Raw genomic sequence first — 14,994 nt, 5'->3', positions numbered from 1 at the left:
ATGCCAAAGATTGTTATTTTGCCTCATGCGGACCTCTGTCCGGATGGCGCAGTTCTGGAAGCGAAGACCGGTGAAACCATTCTCGATGTAGCCCTGCGTGCAGGTATCGAAGTGGAACACGCCTGTGAAAAATCCTGTGCCTGCACAACGTGCCACTGCATCGTACGTGAAGGTTTTGATTCTCTCGCCGAGAGCACCGAAGACGAAGACGACATGCTGGATAAAGCATGGGGTCTGGAGCCAGACAGCCGCTTAAGCTGCCAGGCTGCGGTGACCGATGAAGATCTGGTCGTGGAGTTCCCACGCTACACCATCAACCACGCACGCGAGCATTGATATGGGACTGAAGTGGACAGACAGCCGTGAAATCGGCGAAGCGCTCTACGACGCGAACCCGGATCTCGATCCGAAGACCGTACGATTCACCGACATGCATCAGTGGATTTGCGATCTGGAAGATTTTGACGACGATCCAAACGCATCCAATGAAAAAATTCTGGAGGCGATTCTGTTAGTCTGGTTAGATGAAGCAGAGTAAATCACTTAACGGGCTGCCTTCAGGCGGCCCGTTTGCTAATAAGGATAAATAAAATGACCGAAGCGATGAAGATTACGCTCTCGAATCAGCCTGCTGACGCACGCTGGGGCGAAAAAGCCACCTACAGCATCAACAACGACGGTATTACCCTGCACCTGACGGGCAATGATGATTTGGGCCTGATCCAGCGCGCCGCGCGTAAAATTGACGGCCTTGGCATTAAGCATGTGTCTCTGGAAGGCGAAGGCTGGGACACCGACCGCAGCTGGGCATTCTGGGCAGGCTACAAAGGGCCGAAAGGCACCCGCAAAATCGAGTGGGCGAACCTCGACGAAGCCGGTCAGAAAGAGCTGGAAAGCCGCCTGAAAATTATCGACTGGGTGCGCGACACCATCAACGCCCCGGCGGAAGAGTTAGGCCCTGAGCAGCTGGCGCAGCGCGCGGTTGACCTGCTGTGCGGCGTGGCGGGCGACAAGATGTCTTACCGCATCACCAAAGGCGAAGACCTGCGCGAGCAGAATTACATGGGTATCCACACCGTGGGCCGTGGTTCTGAGCGTCCTCCGGTCCTGCTGGCGCTGGACTACAACCCAACCGGCGATAAAGAAGCGCCGGTCTTTGCCTGTCTGGTCGGGAAAGGCATCACCTTCGACACCGGCGGCTACAGCCTGAAGCAGAGCGCGTTCATGGACTCTATGAAGTCCGACATGGGCGGCGCGGCCACCGTTACCGGCGCGCTGGCGTTCGCCATCACACGTGGTCTGAACAAGCGCGTGAAGCTCTACCTGTGCTGCGCGGACAACATGGTGAGCGGCAACGCCTTCAAGCTGGGCGACATCATTCGCTACCGCAACGGTAAAAACGTTGAGGTGATGAACACCGACGCCGAAGGCCGCCTGGTGCTGGCCGATGGCCTGATCGACGCCTCTGCCCAGAAGCCGGAGCTGATTATCGACATGGCGACCCTGACCGGCGCGGCGAAAACGGCCCTGGGTAACGACTATCACGCCCTGTTCAGCTTCGACGACAAGCTGGCCGCTCGCCTGCTGGCCAGCGCGGCGGCGGAAAACGAACCGTTCTGGCGTCTGCCGCTGGCCGAGTTCCACCGCAGCCAGCTGCCGTCTAACTTTGCCGAGCTGAACAACACCGCGAGCGCGGCGTACCCGGCGGGGGCAAGCACCGCAGCAGGCTTCCTGTCTCACTTCGTTGAGAACTACCATGAAGGCTGGCTGCACATTGACTGCTCCGCAACCTACCGTAAAGCAGCGGTTGAGCAGTGGTCTGCGGGTGCGACCGGTCTGGGTGTGCGTACCGTGGCGAACCTGCTGACGGCTGAGTAATCTTTTTTGCCCTCACCCTAACCCTCTCCCACAGGGAGAGGGGATGGTTTGCTCCCTCTCCCTTGAGGGAGAGGGCTGGGGTGAGGGGGAAATGCATCATCTGGAATTGTTATGTCCGAAACCAAAAACGAATTAGAAACCCTGCTGGAGCAGGCGGCGACCGAGCCCGCCCACCGTCCGGCCTTTTTCCGCACGCTGCTGGAATCCACCGTCTGGGTGCCGGGCACCGCGGCGGAAGGGGAGCAGGTTGTCGAAGACAGCGCGCTGGATCTGCTGCACTGGGAGAAAGACGACGGCACGTCGGTGATCCCGTTCTTTACCTCGCTCGAGGCCTTGCAGGAAGCGGTAGAAGACGAACAGGCGTTCGTGGTGATGCCGGTGCGCACGTTGTTCGAAATGACCCTGGGGCAGACGCTGTTCCTCAACGCCAAACTGCCGACCGGGAAAGAGTTTACTCCGCGCGAAATCAGCCATCTGATTGGTGACGAGGGCAACCCACTCAGCACTCAGGAGGTGCTCGAAGGGGGCGAAACGCTGCTGCTGTCTGAAGTGGCCGAGCCGCCCGCGCAGATGATTGACTCCCTGACCACGCTGTTTAAAACCATCAAGCCGGTAAAACGCGCGTTCCTCTGCTCCATCAAAGAGAGCGCTGACGAAAAACCTGTTCTGCTGATAGGGATTGAGGCCGACGGCGATATCGACGAGATCATCCAGGCGGCGGGAAGCGTAGCAACCGACACCCTGCCGGGCGATGAGCCGATTGATATCTGTCAGGTGAAGAAAGGTGAGAAGGGGATCAGCCACTTTATTACCGAGCACATCACCCCGTTCTACGAGCGTCGCTGGGGCGGCTTCCTGCGCGATCTCAAGACCAACCGCATTATCTGATTACGGCGGGGTGATCTTCACCCCGTTGCTTCCAGCAGCAGTAAATCCATCAGCAGCACCAGATTCGACTCAAACGACGTCACCCCTGCGGCTTCGGCGGCGAAATGTACCGCTTCGTCATAGAGGGCAAAATGCACGTCCGCCATACCCGCCAGCGTATTGGCCGATGCGCGGGTAAACGCGACGATGGTCATGCCGACGTTTTTGGCGATCCGCGCTTTATCCAGTACCTGCTCCGTTTCGCCGCTGCGCGAAACGGCAATAAACACCTGATAGCGCGCGGCGTTGCTGAGAAAAATATTCCGGCTGTCCCCCGGTCCGGAGATGAACGCCGTTTTTCCCAGCACCTGCAACTTCTTGGTCAGGTACTCGGCAAAAAGATATGAAAACCCGGCGCCGTAGAGAAAGAAGCTCTCTTTCTGGCGCAGCAGGCTGGCAAACTGCTGGCGTTTGTCCTGGGTGACCCACTGGAAGGTCTGCTGATAGTTAGCAATGAACCGGGCAAAAAGCGCGGGCATTTCCGCATGTTGCTCAGGCTGTACGGTGATATGCGGCGTGTCAGAAAGCAACTGCTTGCAGTGCCAGATAAACTCGCTAAAGCCGCTAAACCCGAGCTTCTGGCACAGCCGCATAATCGTCGCGGTAGAGACAAATGTCGCCTGCGCCAGCTCGCGCACCGTGATGTTGCCCACCAGCAGCGGATGCTCAGTGAGGTGGGCGAGGACGCGATACTCCGCGCGGGTCAGCGACGACCCGCGCGTTAACAGCGTTGCCAGGCGGTTATCCATTATTTCGCCGGTTCAACCGGCAGATCGTCTCGTGCACCCCATTCACTCCAGGCGCCGTCATACAGGGTCACGTCATTTGCGCCAAGGGTTGCCAGCGCCAGGATCACCACGCAGGCCGTCACGCCGGAGCCGCAGCTGGCAATAACCGGACGATGCAAATCCACGCCCTGACGTTCAAAAATGGCACGTAATTCATCGGTGGTTTTCAGCTCGCCTTCAAACACCAGATCGCCCCACGGCACGTTCAGCGCCCCCGGGATATGTCCGCGTTTCAGTCCCGGACGCGGTTCATCCGCTTCTGCGTTGAAACGTGGAGCGGGACGCGCATCGACGATTTGCGCCGTCTTTTCGTGGCTAACGACCAGCACGTCGGTCAGGCGCTTGACCACGTTAGCGTCAAACGTGGCATCAAATTCCCCTTCCGGCAGCGTAACGTCACCCTGCTGAAGCGGTAGTTCGTCGCGCTTCCAGCCTGCAAGTCCGCCCGCCAGAATCGATACCTTTTCCACGCCAAAGTTTTTCAGCATCCACCACGCCCGCGGCGCGGAAAACAGATTACCTTCATCGTAAACAACAAGATGTTTATCTTTGCTGATGCCCAGCTCGCGCATCGCCACGGAAAACGCTTCCGGGCGCGGCAGCATGTGCGGTAGGGGAGAGGTGTGATCGGAGAGGGCTTCGATATCAAAAAATACCGCGCCAGGCAGGTGCCCTGCACGGTATTCAGCGGGAACGTCACGATGCTCCTGGCCCGGAGGGGCCATGCGCGCGTCGATAATCTGAACTTCCGGGTCGTCGCCGTGCTCAATCAGCCAGTCGGCAGCGACAAAATATGAGGTGGACATGGTTGCCTCCATTCTTTTCCGTAAAAAAGGATTGTCGGTGTTTTTTCTGACACCGACAAGCTAACCACGTTCAACTCGCGAGCAAGCCCCTATTTTTTCACCGCTTCACCGCTTCACCGTCCTGCCAGGCCTTTTGCAGCGCAGGCCAGTAGTCGCGGTTGGCTTCGATCATCTCATCCAGAATCGCTTTCGCGTGCTCCATGGTCGGCACGGTGCGGCTCAGGGTAAACGCCTGCAACGCTTTCTCGTAGCTGCCTTCGATGGTTGCCTCAACCAGCAGCTGTTCAGAGGCCAGCTGCTGCTGTAAAAGCGTCTGGTGGAACAGCGGCACCTGACCCACGCGGACAGGCTCCGGCCCTTCGGAGGTAATATAGGCAGGCACTTCCACCACCGCATCGTACGGCAGGTTGGTAATCGCTCCGCGGTTTTCCACCATCACCAGATGGCGTTGGCGCAGGTTGAACGCCAGCGAACAGGCGACATCGACGATAAATTCGCCGTGAACACCTACGTGGAAGGCGTCCGGTAAGATCCCACTGCGCTGGTACTCTTCGGCGGCGGCAAACAGCTTTTTCTCACGCCCGTTCATCACTTCGTTGGCGCGGGTATAGTCCGGGTTCTGATGCTCCACAATCTGGTTCGGCATCAGGTAGTACTGTAGATACGGGTTCGGCAGGTACTCCGGGAAGTTATCCATAATCGGCTTGATGTTGCGCCAGGTTTTCACCCACGACGGATCCGAGTGCTGCGGGTCGGTTTTCGCGGCATCTTCCGTCAGCAGGCCAAACTTCGCGATATGTTTACGCAGCTCCGGCAGCTTGTCCTCGCCGTCCACCCGCACGCGGGTAAACCAGCCGAAGTGGTTGAGGCCGAAATAGTCCACTTCCAGTTTATGACGATCCACGCCCAGAATGGCGCCCATATTGCGCATGGCGGCAACCGGCATATCGCAGATGTTCAGCACGCGTGCGTTGGGGCGCAGGCGACGCACGCCCTCGGCGACGATCGCCGCCGGGTTGGAGTAGTTCACGATCCACGCCTTTTCGTGCGCGTAGCGTTCAACCCGATCGATCAGCTCGACCATCGGCAGGATAGTACGCAGGCCATATGCCAGCCCGCCGGGTCCGCAGGTTTCCTGGCCGACCACCCCGTGGCGCAGCGGGATCTTTTCATCCTGCTCGCGCATTTTGTACTGCCCGACGCGCATCTGAGCAAAAACAAAATGCGCGCCGCTGAAGGCCACTTCCGGGTCGCTGGTGACGGTGAATTTGATGCTCTGGCTGTGGTCGCGAATAACCTTCTCCACCACGGGCGCAATGGTGTTCTGGCGCGCCTCGTCAATGTCATACAGGCGGATCTCTGCCAGAGGGAAATCGTGCAGACGTACCATCAGGCTTTTCACAATACCTGGCGTGTAGGTGCTACCGCCGCCGGCAATCGACAGAATAAATGGGGGTGTAAACATCTTTAGCTCCTTTCAGAGAAACGTCTCAACGGCTTCTCGCATTTTTTTGACATGCAGCCCGTAGACCACCTGAACGTTGTTACCTTGTTTGATAATCCCTTTCGCGCCGGTCGCTTTCAGGCGCGGTTCGTCGATGATGGCGACGTCCTTCACCGTGACGCGTAAGCGGGTGTAGCAGTTATCTACCACCTCTATGTTTTCCCGACCGCCCAGACCCACCACGATGGATTCGCCCAGCCCGTCGTTATTGCCCTTCGCCTGGTACTCCTGCTTGCTGTAAAGGCGCGTCTCCTGGTCCTCATCCTCACGGCCCGGCGTTTTCATGTTGAAGCGCAGGATCAGGAAGCGGAACACCACGAAATAAAGGGCGAACATGATCAGCCCGACCACGATGTACATGGGCCAGTTGGACTTCTCCGTGCCGAGCGGCAGGTTGTAGAGGATAAAATCGATAATCCCGTTGGCGCCGATGGCGTGAACGCCAAACAGCGAGAATAGCATCATGCCGATACCGGTCAGCACCGCATGCACCACGAACAAAAGCGGGGCGACAAACAGGAAGGAGAACTCAATCGGCTCGGTTACGCCGACCAGCAGCGAGGTCAGCGCCGCCGGGATCAGAATCGCTTTCGCAATCGCTTTACGCTCTGGCTTCGCGGTCATGTACATCGCCAGCGCGGCGGCAGGAAGGCCGAACATCTTGCTGATGCCGCGCGCATCCCACACCACGGTGCTGCTGAGCTGCTTCACGTCCGGGCAGGCCATCTCGGCGAAGTAGATATTGCGCGCGCCCTGATAAACCGTACCGCACACCTCCTGCGTACCGCCCAGTTCGGTATACAGGAACGGCGTATAGACCAGATGATGCAGGCCCGTCGGCACCAGAATGCGTTCAAGGAAACCGTAGATCGCCACGCCAAACGGACCGGACCCTTTGATCGCCAGCGCCAGGGCGCTTATTCCATGCTGTGCGTACGGCCAGAGTTCGCTCATGACCACGCCGAGCAGCATAGAGACAGGCAGCATCACAATCGCGACAAAGCAGTGGCCGGAGTAAATCGCCATCGCGCCGTTAAACTGGACACCGGAATATTTGTTGTACAGATAACCGGAGAGCGCCCCGGTCAGGATCCCGGCGAAAACGCCCATCTCCAGCACCTGAACGCCCAGCACCATGCTTTGTCCGGCGGCTTTCATCTGTTCCGCCGGGGCCAGTTCCCCCTGAAGCTGTAACGTCACGTTCATCGCGTTAATGAATACGATAAAGGTCACCAGCCCAATCAGCGCCGCGTAGCCTTTATCTCGGGTTGCCAGACCAATGGGGATCCCAACGGCAAATACCAGCGCCAGGTTGACCAGCACCGATACGGCAGATTTGGCGATCAGCTGGCCGACACTCTGGATCAGCGGATGGCCGAGAAACGGCAGGTACTCGGCCAGATTGCCGTTACCCAGCACATTCCCAAAGGCGATAAACAGACCGACGATGGGTAAGATAAGTACAGGTCCGTAAAGTGATTTTCCGAAATTTTGTAGGGCGTTCACGGCTCGTTTCATGGCTTTCTCTCTTATTGAACCGCGCACTCGGGGTGCGTCATGGTCATAAAACTAGCAGGCCTGATGCGAGCTTATCCAGCTATCTTCTTGTTTTAAAAACAAATGACGCGAAAGGTAACATGTTACGTTATGCGCTGTGATCGCGGTTCCAACACGGTGTGGCAGCGTGATGCCAATCTGCGAGGCGTTTTCAAGATTATAAAATTGGACTTTTTGTATTAACGAAACTTGCGGATAATACTTATCCGGACGACGACCAACAGGCCCATCAGGCCAGGGACACAGGATGAAACCGTTTCGCTTAGCTGCGATCTCTCTCGCGCTGCTCACCACCTTTACGCTTGTCGGCTGTGATAACAGCGATGACAAACCTCAGGCCGCTGCCCCCGCAGCGTCTACTGCATCAGAACAGAAAACCCCGGCAACACCGGATCCTGAAAAGCTGGCTAAGCTGGCCGCGCAGAGTCAGGGTAAGGCGTTGACGCTGCTGGATGCCTCTGAAGTGCAACTCGACGGCGCCGCGACGCTGGTTCTGACCTTCTCTGTACCGCTGGATCCCAGCCAGGATTTTGCGAAAACGGTGCACGTGGTAGATAAAAAAAGCGGCAAAGTGGACGGCGCCTGGGAACTGGCCCCCAATCTGAAAGAGCTGCGCCTGCGCCATCTGGAGCCGAATCGTAATCTGGTCGTCACCGTCGAACGTGATTTGCTGGCGCTGAACAAAGCGACATTCGGCATTGACTATGAAAAAGCGATCACCACCCGGGATGTTGAACCGACGGTCGGATTCGCCAGCCGCGGATCGCTGCTGCCGGGTAAGGTGGTGGAAGGGTTGCCAGTGATGGCGCTCAACGTCAACAATGTGGACGTGAACTTCTATCGTGTGAAGCCGGAGTCGCTGGCCTCGTTTGTCAGCCAGTGGGAGTACCGTAACTCGCTGACCAACTGGGAATCTGACAACCTGCTGAAGATGGCGGAACTGGTCTACACTGGCCGTTTCGACCTCAACCCGGCGCGCAACACGCGTGAAAAACTGCTCCTGCCGCTTAAAGATATTAAGCCGCTCCAGCAGTCTGGCGTCTATATCGCCGTGATGAATCAGGCTGGTCACTATAACTACAGTAACGCCGCGACGCTCTTTACCTTAAGTGATATTGGGCTGTCCGCTCACCGTTATCATAACCGCCTGGACATCTTCACCCAGAGTCTTGAAAACGGTGCGGCGCAGTCAGGCGTGACCATTACCCTTCTGAACGATAAAGGGCAGACCCTGGCCGAGGCGAACAGCGACGCCGATGGTCATGCGAAACTGGAAACCGATAAAGAAGCCGCGCTGATCCTGGCCAGTAAGGATGGCCAGACGACGCTTCTCGACCTCAAACTTCCGGCGCTGGATCTGGCGGAGTTTGATATCGCCGGTAACCCGGGTTACAGCAAACAGTTCTTTATGTTTGGCCCGCGCGATCTCTATCGTCCGGGTGAAACTGTGATCCTGAACGGCCTGCTTCGCGACAGCGATGGCAAACCGCTTCCCGATCAGCCGGTAAAACTTGACGTGCTGCGTCCGGACGGACAGGTGGCGCGTACGGTCGTTGTGCAACCTGAGAACGGCCTTTATCGCTTCAACTATCCGCTTGATAGCGGCGCCCAGACCGGCATGTGGCATATTCGCGCGAATACGGGCGATAACCAGCAGCGCATGTGGGATTTCCACGTCGAAGATTTTATGCCTGAGCGTATGGCGCTGAATCTGACCGGGCAAAAAACGCCGGTTTCCCCGCAAGATAATGTCGACTTTAACGTTGTGGGCTATTACCTGTATGGCGCGCCAGCTAACGGCAATTCTCTGCAAGGCCAGCTTTTCCTGCGTCCGCTACGTGACGCGGTGCCTGCACTGCCTGGCTTCCAGTTCGGTGATATTGCCGAGGAGAACCTGAGCCGCAGCCTGGATGAAGTTCAGCTTACGCTGGACGAACAGGGGCGCGGACAGGTTACCACCGAAAGCCAGTGGAAAGAGGTGCACTCGCCGCTGCAACTGATTTTGCAGGCCAGCCTGCTGGAATCAGGTGGGCGTCCGGTAACGCGACGCGCCGAGCAGGCTATCTGGCCTGCGGCTGAACTTCCGGGGATCCGCCCACAGTTCGCCAGCAAGGCCGTTTACGACTACCGTACCGATACCACCGTCAATCAGCCGATTGTCGATGAAAACGGCAACGCCAGCTTTGACATCGTCTATGCCGATGCCAGCGGGACGAAAAAAGCGGTATCCGGTTTGCAGGTGCGTCTGATCCGTGAGCGTCGCGACTACTTCTGGAACTGGTCCGAGAGTGAGGGCTGGCAGTCCCAGTTTGATCAAAAAGATCTGGTTGAGGGCGAACAGGAGCTAAACCTCAAGGCCGATGAAACCGGTAAAGTCACCTTCCCGGTGGAGTGGGGCTCATACCGTCTGGAAGTGAAAGCCCCTGATGACATGGTCAGCAGCGTGCGCTTCTGGGCGGGGTACAGCTGGCAGGATAACAGCGATGGCACGGGCGCTGCTCGCCCGGATCGTGTGACGCTGAAACTGGATAAGCCATCCTATCAGCCAGGCGATACCATCAACCTGCATATTGCAGCGCCAGCCGCAGGCAAGGGCTATGCAATGATCGAATCCAGCGAAGGACCGCTGTGGTGGAAAGAGATTGACGTGCCAGCAAACGGTCTGGATCTCGCCATTCCGGTGGATAAGGCCTGGAAACGTCACGATCTTTACCTCAGCACGCTGGTGGTTCGTCCTGGCGATAAATCCAAATCCGCCACGCCAAAACGGGCGGTTGGCCTGCTGCATCTGCCAATGGGAGACGAAAATCGTCGCCTGAACATCGCACTGGATAACCCGCAAAAAATGCGTCCGAACCAGACGCTTTCTGTGAAAGTGAAAGCCAGCGTAAAAGAGGGGACTGTGCCACAGAAGGTGAACGTGCTGGTCTCGGCTGTCGATAGCGGCGTGCTGAACATTACCGACTACGTCACGCCGGATCCGTGGGAAGCTTTCTTCGGTCAGAAGCGCTATGGCGCGGACATCTATGATGTTTACGGCCAGGTGATTGAAGGTCAGGGACGTCTGGCCGCACTGCGCTTCGGCGGAGACGGCGATGAACTGAAACGCGGCGGTAAGCCACCGGTGAACCATGTCACCATAATTGCCCAGCAGGCGCAGCCGGTTACGCTTGATGCCAACGGCGAAGGCACCATCACGCTGCCGATTGGCGATTTCAACGGCGAACTGCGTCTGATGGCGCAGGCCTGGACGGAAGACGATTTCGGCAGCAGCGAAAGCAAAATCATTGTAGCGGCACCGATTATTACCGAGCTTAATACGCCGCGATTCCTCGCAAGTGGCGATACCTCTCGCCTGACGCTGGACCTGACCAACCTTACTGACCAGCCGCAAACGCTGAACATTGCGTTAACCGCAACCGATAAGTTGTCGCTCGAAGGCGCTCAGCCAGAGCCGGTTAAGCTGCCGCCTGGCGCACGTACCACCCTATTTATTCCGGTGCGTGCCCTGGAGGGCTATGGCGATGGGGAAGTGACTGCTCAGGTGACGGGACTTCAGCTCCCTGGTGAGACGTTTGCGCCGCAGCAGAAGAGCTGGAAAATTGGCGTGCGTCCCGCATTCCCGGCGCAAACCGTGAATACGGGTACGATGCTGAACCCTGGCGAATCCTGGAGCGCGCCAGCACAGCATATCGCCGGTTTCTCGCCTGCCACGCTACAGGGGCAGCTGTTGCTCAGCGGTAAACCACCTTTGAACCTGGCGCGCTACATTCGTGAACTTCAGGCCTATCCGTATGGATGTCTTGAGCAGACCACCAGCGGCCTGTTCCCGTCCCTCTACACCAACGCGGCACAGCTGAAGGCACTGGGCATTAAGGGCGATACTGACGATAAACGCCGTGCGGCCATTGATATCGGGATCTCCCGTCTGCTGCAAATGCAGCGTGACGATGGCGGTTTTGCCTTGTGGGATAAAAACGGCCCGGAAGAGTACTGGCTGACCGCCTATGTCACGGACTTCCTGGTGCGGGCAGGGGAGCAGGGTTACAGCGTGCCTGCCGAGGCAGTGAATAACGCCAACAGCCGACTGCTGCGCTATTTACAGGATCCGGGGATGATGTCCATCCGCTACAGCGACGACACCCAGGCCAGCAAATTTGCTGTCCAGGCGTATGCTTCGCTGGTGCTGGCTCGTCAGCAAAAAGCGCCGCTCGGTGCGCTGCGTGAAATCTGGGATCGCCACGCTCAGGCTGCTTCCGGGCTTCCGTTGATGCAGCTGGGCATGGCACTCAAACTGATGGGGGATGCACCGCGCAGCCAGCAGGCGCTGGATCTGGCTCTCAAAACTCCCCGTAACGACAGCCGAAACTGGATGGCGGATTACGGCAGCCAGCTGCGTGATAATGCCCTGATGCTCTCCCTGCTGGAAGAGTACAAGCTGCTGCCGGATGCGCAAAACAGGCTGCTGAACGCGTTATCTGAAGACGCGTTCAGCCAGCGCTGGCTGTCTACCCAGGAGAGCAATGCGCTGTTCCTGGCCGGACGTTCACTGCAAACCTTGTCAGGTGCGTGGCAGGCAACGACCAGCCTCTCTGAACAGACCCAGAGCAGTGATAAAGCGCAGGTAGAAAACCTGAACGGCGCTCAGCTTGATGCGTTGCAGGTGACGAATACCGGCACTACGCCGCTGTGGGTACGACTGGACACGACTGGCTATCCGGAGTATGCGCCTCAGCCATCCTCTAATGTCTTGCAGATTGAACGTCATATCCTGGCGACAGACGGCGGCAGCAAGTCGCTCTCTTCTCTGAAGAGCGGTGAACTGGTTCTGGTATGGCTGGAAGTGAAGGCCAGCCAGAACGTGCCGGATGCGCTGGTGGTGGATCTACTCCCGGCAGGTCTGGAGCTGGAAAACCAGAATCTGGCGAGCAGCAGCGCCAGCTTGCAGGACAGCGGCAGTGAAGTGCAAAACCTGCTCAATCAGATGCAACAGTCTGATATTCAGCACATGGAATTCCGCGACGATCGCTTTGTGGCCGCGGTGCCGGTCAATGAAGGTCAGCCGGTCACGCTGGTTTACCTGGCCCGTGCCGTTACGCCGGGAACCTACCAGGTGCCTGTTCCGATGGTCGAGTCCATGTATGTTCCGCAGTGGCGGGCAACGGGGGCGGCCAGTGGCCCGCTGATCGTTGTTCCGTAAAATGCGGATAGCACGCCTGATTCGCTCCCGCTGGCTGTGGCTGGCGGGAGCGCTTCTCGTTTCAGGGGGGCTGATTGTCGTCGCTGACCGCGTGTGGCCGTTGCCCCTGAAAGAGGTCAACCCTGCGCGAGTGGTCGTGGATGAGCAGGGTGTTCCGCTGTGGCGTTTTGCCGACAGCGAAGGCATCTGGCGCTATCCGGTTACCATTGAAGAGGTTTCACCACGCTATCTCGAGGCGCTGATCCAGTATGAAGATCGCTGGTTCTGGGATCACCCGGGCGTCAATCCGCTTTCTGTACTGCGTGCCGCCTGGCAGGATCTCACCTCCGGGAGAGTGGTTTCCGGCGGGAGCACGCTTACCATGCAGGTGGCACGCCTTCTGGATCCGCATCCGCGTACCTTTGGCGGCAAATTCCGTCAGCTCTGGCGGGCGATGCAGCTGGAGTGGCATCTCTCCAAGCGTGAAATCCTGACGCTGTATCTCAACCGTGCCCCGTTTGGCGGCACGTTGCAGGGCGTGGGCGCGGCAAGCTGGACTTACCTTGGCAAACCGCCGTCTCAGCTGAGCTATTCCGACGCGGCGCTGCTGGCTGTACTGCCACAGGCACCCAGCCGTCTGCGCCCGGACCGCTGGCCGGAGCGTGCCGAAGCGGCGCGGAACAAAGTGCTCGACCGCATGCTGACTCAGGGCGTCTGGTCTGAAAAGCAGGTCAAAGAGTCCCGTGAAGAGCCGGTCTGGCTGGCCCCCCGGCAGATGCCGCAGCTGGCGCCGCTCCTTTCCCGCATGATGCTGAGTAAAAGTCGTGACACAAAAATAGTCACCACGCTTGATGCAGCATTGCAACGACAGCTTGAAGAGCTGGCAATGAACTGGAAATCACGCCTGCCTGCCCGCAGTTCGCTGGCGATGATCGTCGTGGATCATACATCCATGAAAGTGCGTGGCTGGGTAGGCTCGGTAGATATCAATGATGACAGCCGTTTCAGCCACGTGGATATGGTCAATGCGATCCGATCGCCGGGATCGGTCCTCAAGCCATTCATCTATGGCATGGCGCTGGACGATGGTCTGATCCATCCCGCTTCGTTATTACAGGATGTGCCAAGAAAAACGGGGGATTATCGTCCCGGCAACTTTGACAGCGGCTTCCATGGGCCGGTCAGTATGAGCGAAGCCCTGGTGCGTTCCCTCAACCTGCCTGCGGTGCAGGTTCTGGAAGCGTACGGCCCAAAACGTTTTGCCGGAATGCTGAGCAACGCGGGATTACCGCTCATTCTGCCTGCGGGGGCACAGCCCAACCTCTCCCTGATCCTGGGGGGTGCAGGCGCACGGCTGGCTGATATCGCTGCCGCCTATAGCGCCTTTGCGCGTCAGGGTAAGGCGGGCCGACTGCGTTTACAGCCGGGCGATCCGCTGATCGAACGTCCGCTGCTGTCGCCGGGGGCGGCGTGGATCATTCGTCGCATTCTCGCTAATGAAGCACAGCCCCTGCCGGACAGTGCGCTGCCCCAGGTTGCGCCGCTGGCGTGGAAAACGGGCACCAGCTATGGCTACCGGGATGCCTGGGCCATCGGCCTGAATGCCCGGTATGTCATTGGAATCTGGACCGGACGCCCGGACGGCACGCCCGTTGCCGGGCAGTTTGGTTTCGCCAGCGCGGTACCGCTCCTGAATCAGGTCAATAATATGCTTCAGTCCCGCTCGATGGTGGATGAAGCGCGCCTGCCGCGCGATCCGCGTCCTGCAAGCGTAGGACGGGGCGTGATTTGCTGGCCGGGCGGCCAGTCCCTGCCTGAAGGGAGCGAAAACTGTCGGCGTCGGCTGTCAACCTGGCTGCTGGAAGGCAGTGAACCGCCTACGCTGCTGCTGCCGGAACAGGAAGGTATTCGCGGGATCCGTTTCCCGGTCTGGCTGGATAAAGAAGGCAAACGCGTTGCGGCGGATTGTCCTGATGCGACAGAGAAAGTGCTGGATGTCTGGCCGCTGCCGCTGGAGCCCTGGCTGCCTGCTGCCGAAAAACGGGCTGCTCGTCTCCCCGCCCGTTCAGCGGTTTGCCCTCCGCTGGATAACCATAATGCGGCGCCGCTGATGTTGTCAGGCGTCAGAGAAGGGGCGGTAATTAAACGTCTTCCAGGTGAGAAAAATATTACCCTCAACGTTTCAACCAGCGGCGGAGAGGGGCAACGATGGTGGTTTTTGAATGGCGAACCGCTGGACGGGCATCAGAAGAATTATTCACTACAATTATATTTACCGGGTAAATATCAATTAATTGTATTGGATGAAACAGGACAAACGGCGACGGTGAATTTTGAATTAGATCGCTAAGTGTT

The 14,994-nt window shown here is 58.2% G+C and carries 10 protein-coding genes; 6 read left to right on the top strand and 4 right to left on the bottom strand.

All coding sequences use genetic code 11. The features are described 5' to 3' along the window. The 4 genes from fdx (at position 1) to sseB (ending at position 2,766) form a co-directional block, all read left to right on the top strand. Positions 1–336, top strand: a complete 336-nt coding sequence (fdx, locus tag ACOTW6_RS12720) for an ISC system 2Fe-2S type ferredoxin (protein ID WP_003860652.1) — start codon at positions 1–3, stop codon at positions 334–336. Position 337: 1 nt separating this feature from the next. Then, a complete protein-coding gene (gene iscX, locus ACOTW6_RS12715; protein ID WP_003860650.1) occupies positions 338–538 on the top strand; it encodes a Fe-S cluster assembly protein IscX in 201 nt (66 codons plus the stop codon). Between the two features lie 53 nt (positions 539–591). Further along, entirely contained in the window at positions 592–1,878 is a 1,287-nt protein-coding gene (gene pepB / locus ACOTW6_RS12710; protein ID WP_062933305.1) for an aminopeptidase PepB, read from the top strand. A 111-nt stretch (positions 1,879–1,989) separates the two neighbouring features. Next, complete coding sequence (gene sseB, locus ACOTW6_RS12705) at positions 1,990–2,766, top strand: enhanced serine sensitivity protein SseB (protein WP_023325069.1); 777 nt, start codon at positions 1,990–1,992, stop codon at positions 2,764–2,766. Between the two features lie 17 nt (positions 2,767–2,783). Here sseB and ACOTW6_RS12700 read toward each other — a convergent pair whose 3' ends face one another. The 4 genes from ACOTW6_RS12700 to ACOTW6_RS12685 all read right to left on the bottom strand — a co-directional run bounded on the left by ACOTW6_RS12700 (position 2,784) and on the right by ACOTW6_RS12685 (position 7,421). Continuing rightward, positions 2,784–3,554 carry a MurR/RpiR family transcriptional regulator gene (locus ACOTW6_RS12700; protein ID WP_023295150.1) on the bottom strand — a complete coding sequence of 257 codons (771 nt, stop codon included), beginning with the start codon at positions 3,552–3,554 and terminating at the stop codon, positions 2,784–2,786. Further along, positions 3,554–4,399 (bottom strand): 3-mercaptopyruvate sulfurtransferase, encoded by an 846-nt coding sequence (gene sseA / locus ACOTW6_RS12695; protein WP_032649086.1) that lies wholly within the window; start codon positions 4,397–4,399, stop codon positions 3,554–3,556. Before sseA ends, ACOTW6_RS12700 begins: the two co-directional genes overlap by 1 nt. A 97-nt stretch (positions 4,400–4,496) precedes the next feature. After that, positions 4,497–5,864 carry a 6-phospho-alpha-glucosidase gene (locus tag ACOTW6_RS12690; protein WP_213789166.1) on the bottom strand — a complete coding sequence of 456 codons (1,368 nt, stop codon included), beginning with the start codon at positions 5,862–5,864 and terminating at the stop codon, positions 4,497–4,499. Between the two features lie 12 nt (positions 5,865–5,876). Then, positions 5,877–7,421 carry a PTS transporter subunit EIIC gene (locus ACOTW6_RS12685; RefSeq protein ID WP_032649082.1) on the bottom strand — a complete coding sequence of 515 codons (1,545 nt, stop codon included), beginning with the start codon at positions 7,419–7,421 and terminating at the stop codon, positions 5,877–5,879. A 286-nt stretch (positions 7,422–7,707) separates the two neighbouring features. On the opposite strand from ACOTW6_RS12685, the gene ACOTW6_RS12680 reads away from it, so the two are divergent. Beyond that, positions 7,708–12,660, top strand: coding sequence for an alpha-2-macroglobulin family protein (locus tag ACOTW6_RS12680; RefSeq protein WP_062933300.1), 4,953 nt, complete (start codon positions 7,708–7,710; stop codon positions 12,658–12,660). A gap of 1 nt (position 12,661) precedes the next feature. After that, positions 12,662–14,989, top strand: coding sequence for a peptidoglycan glycosyltransferase PbpC (pbpC, locus tag ACOTW6_RS12675; protein ID WP_062933299.1), 2,328 nt, complete (start codon positions 12,662–12,664; stop codon positions 14,987–14,989). The last annotated feature ends 5 nt before the right edge of the window (positions 14,990–14,994 follow it).

This window comes from Enterobacter cloacae complex sp. IR5403 (assembly GCF_049238705.1).
Taxonomy (GTDB): Bacteria; Pseudomonadota; Gammaproteobacteria; order Enterobacterales; family Enterobacteriaceae; genus Enterobacter; species Enterobacter hormaechei_C.
This window is presented reverse-complemented; position numbering and strand designations above follow the sequence as displayed.

Coding starts and splice junctions, on each gene's coding strand:
- fdx (WP_003860652.1), top strand. CDS start 1: ATGCCAAAGATTGTTATTTTGCCTCATGCGGACCTCTGTCCGGATGGC.
- iscX (WP_003860650.1), top strand. CDS start 338: ATGGGACTGAAGTGGACAGACAGCCGTGAAATCGGCGAAGCGCTCTAC.
- pepB (WP_062933305.1), top strand. CDS start 592: ATGACCGAAGCGATGAAGATTACGCTCTCGAATCAGCCTGCTGACGCA.
- sseB (WP_023325069.1), top strand. CDS start 1,990: ATGTCCGAAACCAAAAACGAATTAGAAACCCTGCTGGAGCAGGCGGCG.
- ACOTW6_RS12700 (WP_023295150.1), bottom strand. CDS start 3,554: ATGGATAACCGCCTGGCAACGCTGTTAACGCGCGGGTCGTCGCTGACC.
- sseA (WP_032649086.1), bottom strand. CDS start 4,399: ATGTCCACCTCATATTTTGTCGCTGCCGACTGGCTGATTGAGCACGGC.
- ACOTW6_RS12690 (WP_213789166.1), bottom strand. CDS start 5,864: ATGTTTACACCCCCATTTATTCTGTCGATTGCCGGCGGCGGTAGCACC.
- ACOTW6_RS12685 (WP_032649082.1), bottom strand. CDS start 7,421: ATGAAACGAGCCGTGAACGCCCTACAAAATTTCGGAAAATCACTTTAC.
- ACOTW6_RS12680 (WP_062933300.1), top strand. CDS start 7,708: ATGAAACCGTTTCGCTTAGCTGCGATCTCTCTCGCGCTGCTCACCACC.
- pbpC (WP_062933299.1), top strand. CDS start 12,662: ATGCGGATAGCACGCCTGATTCGCTCCCGCTGGCTGTGGCTGGCGGGA.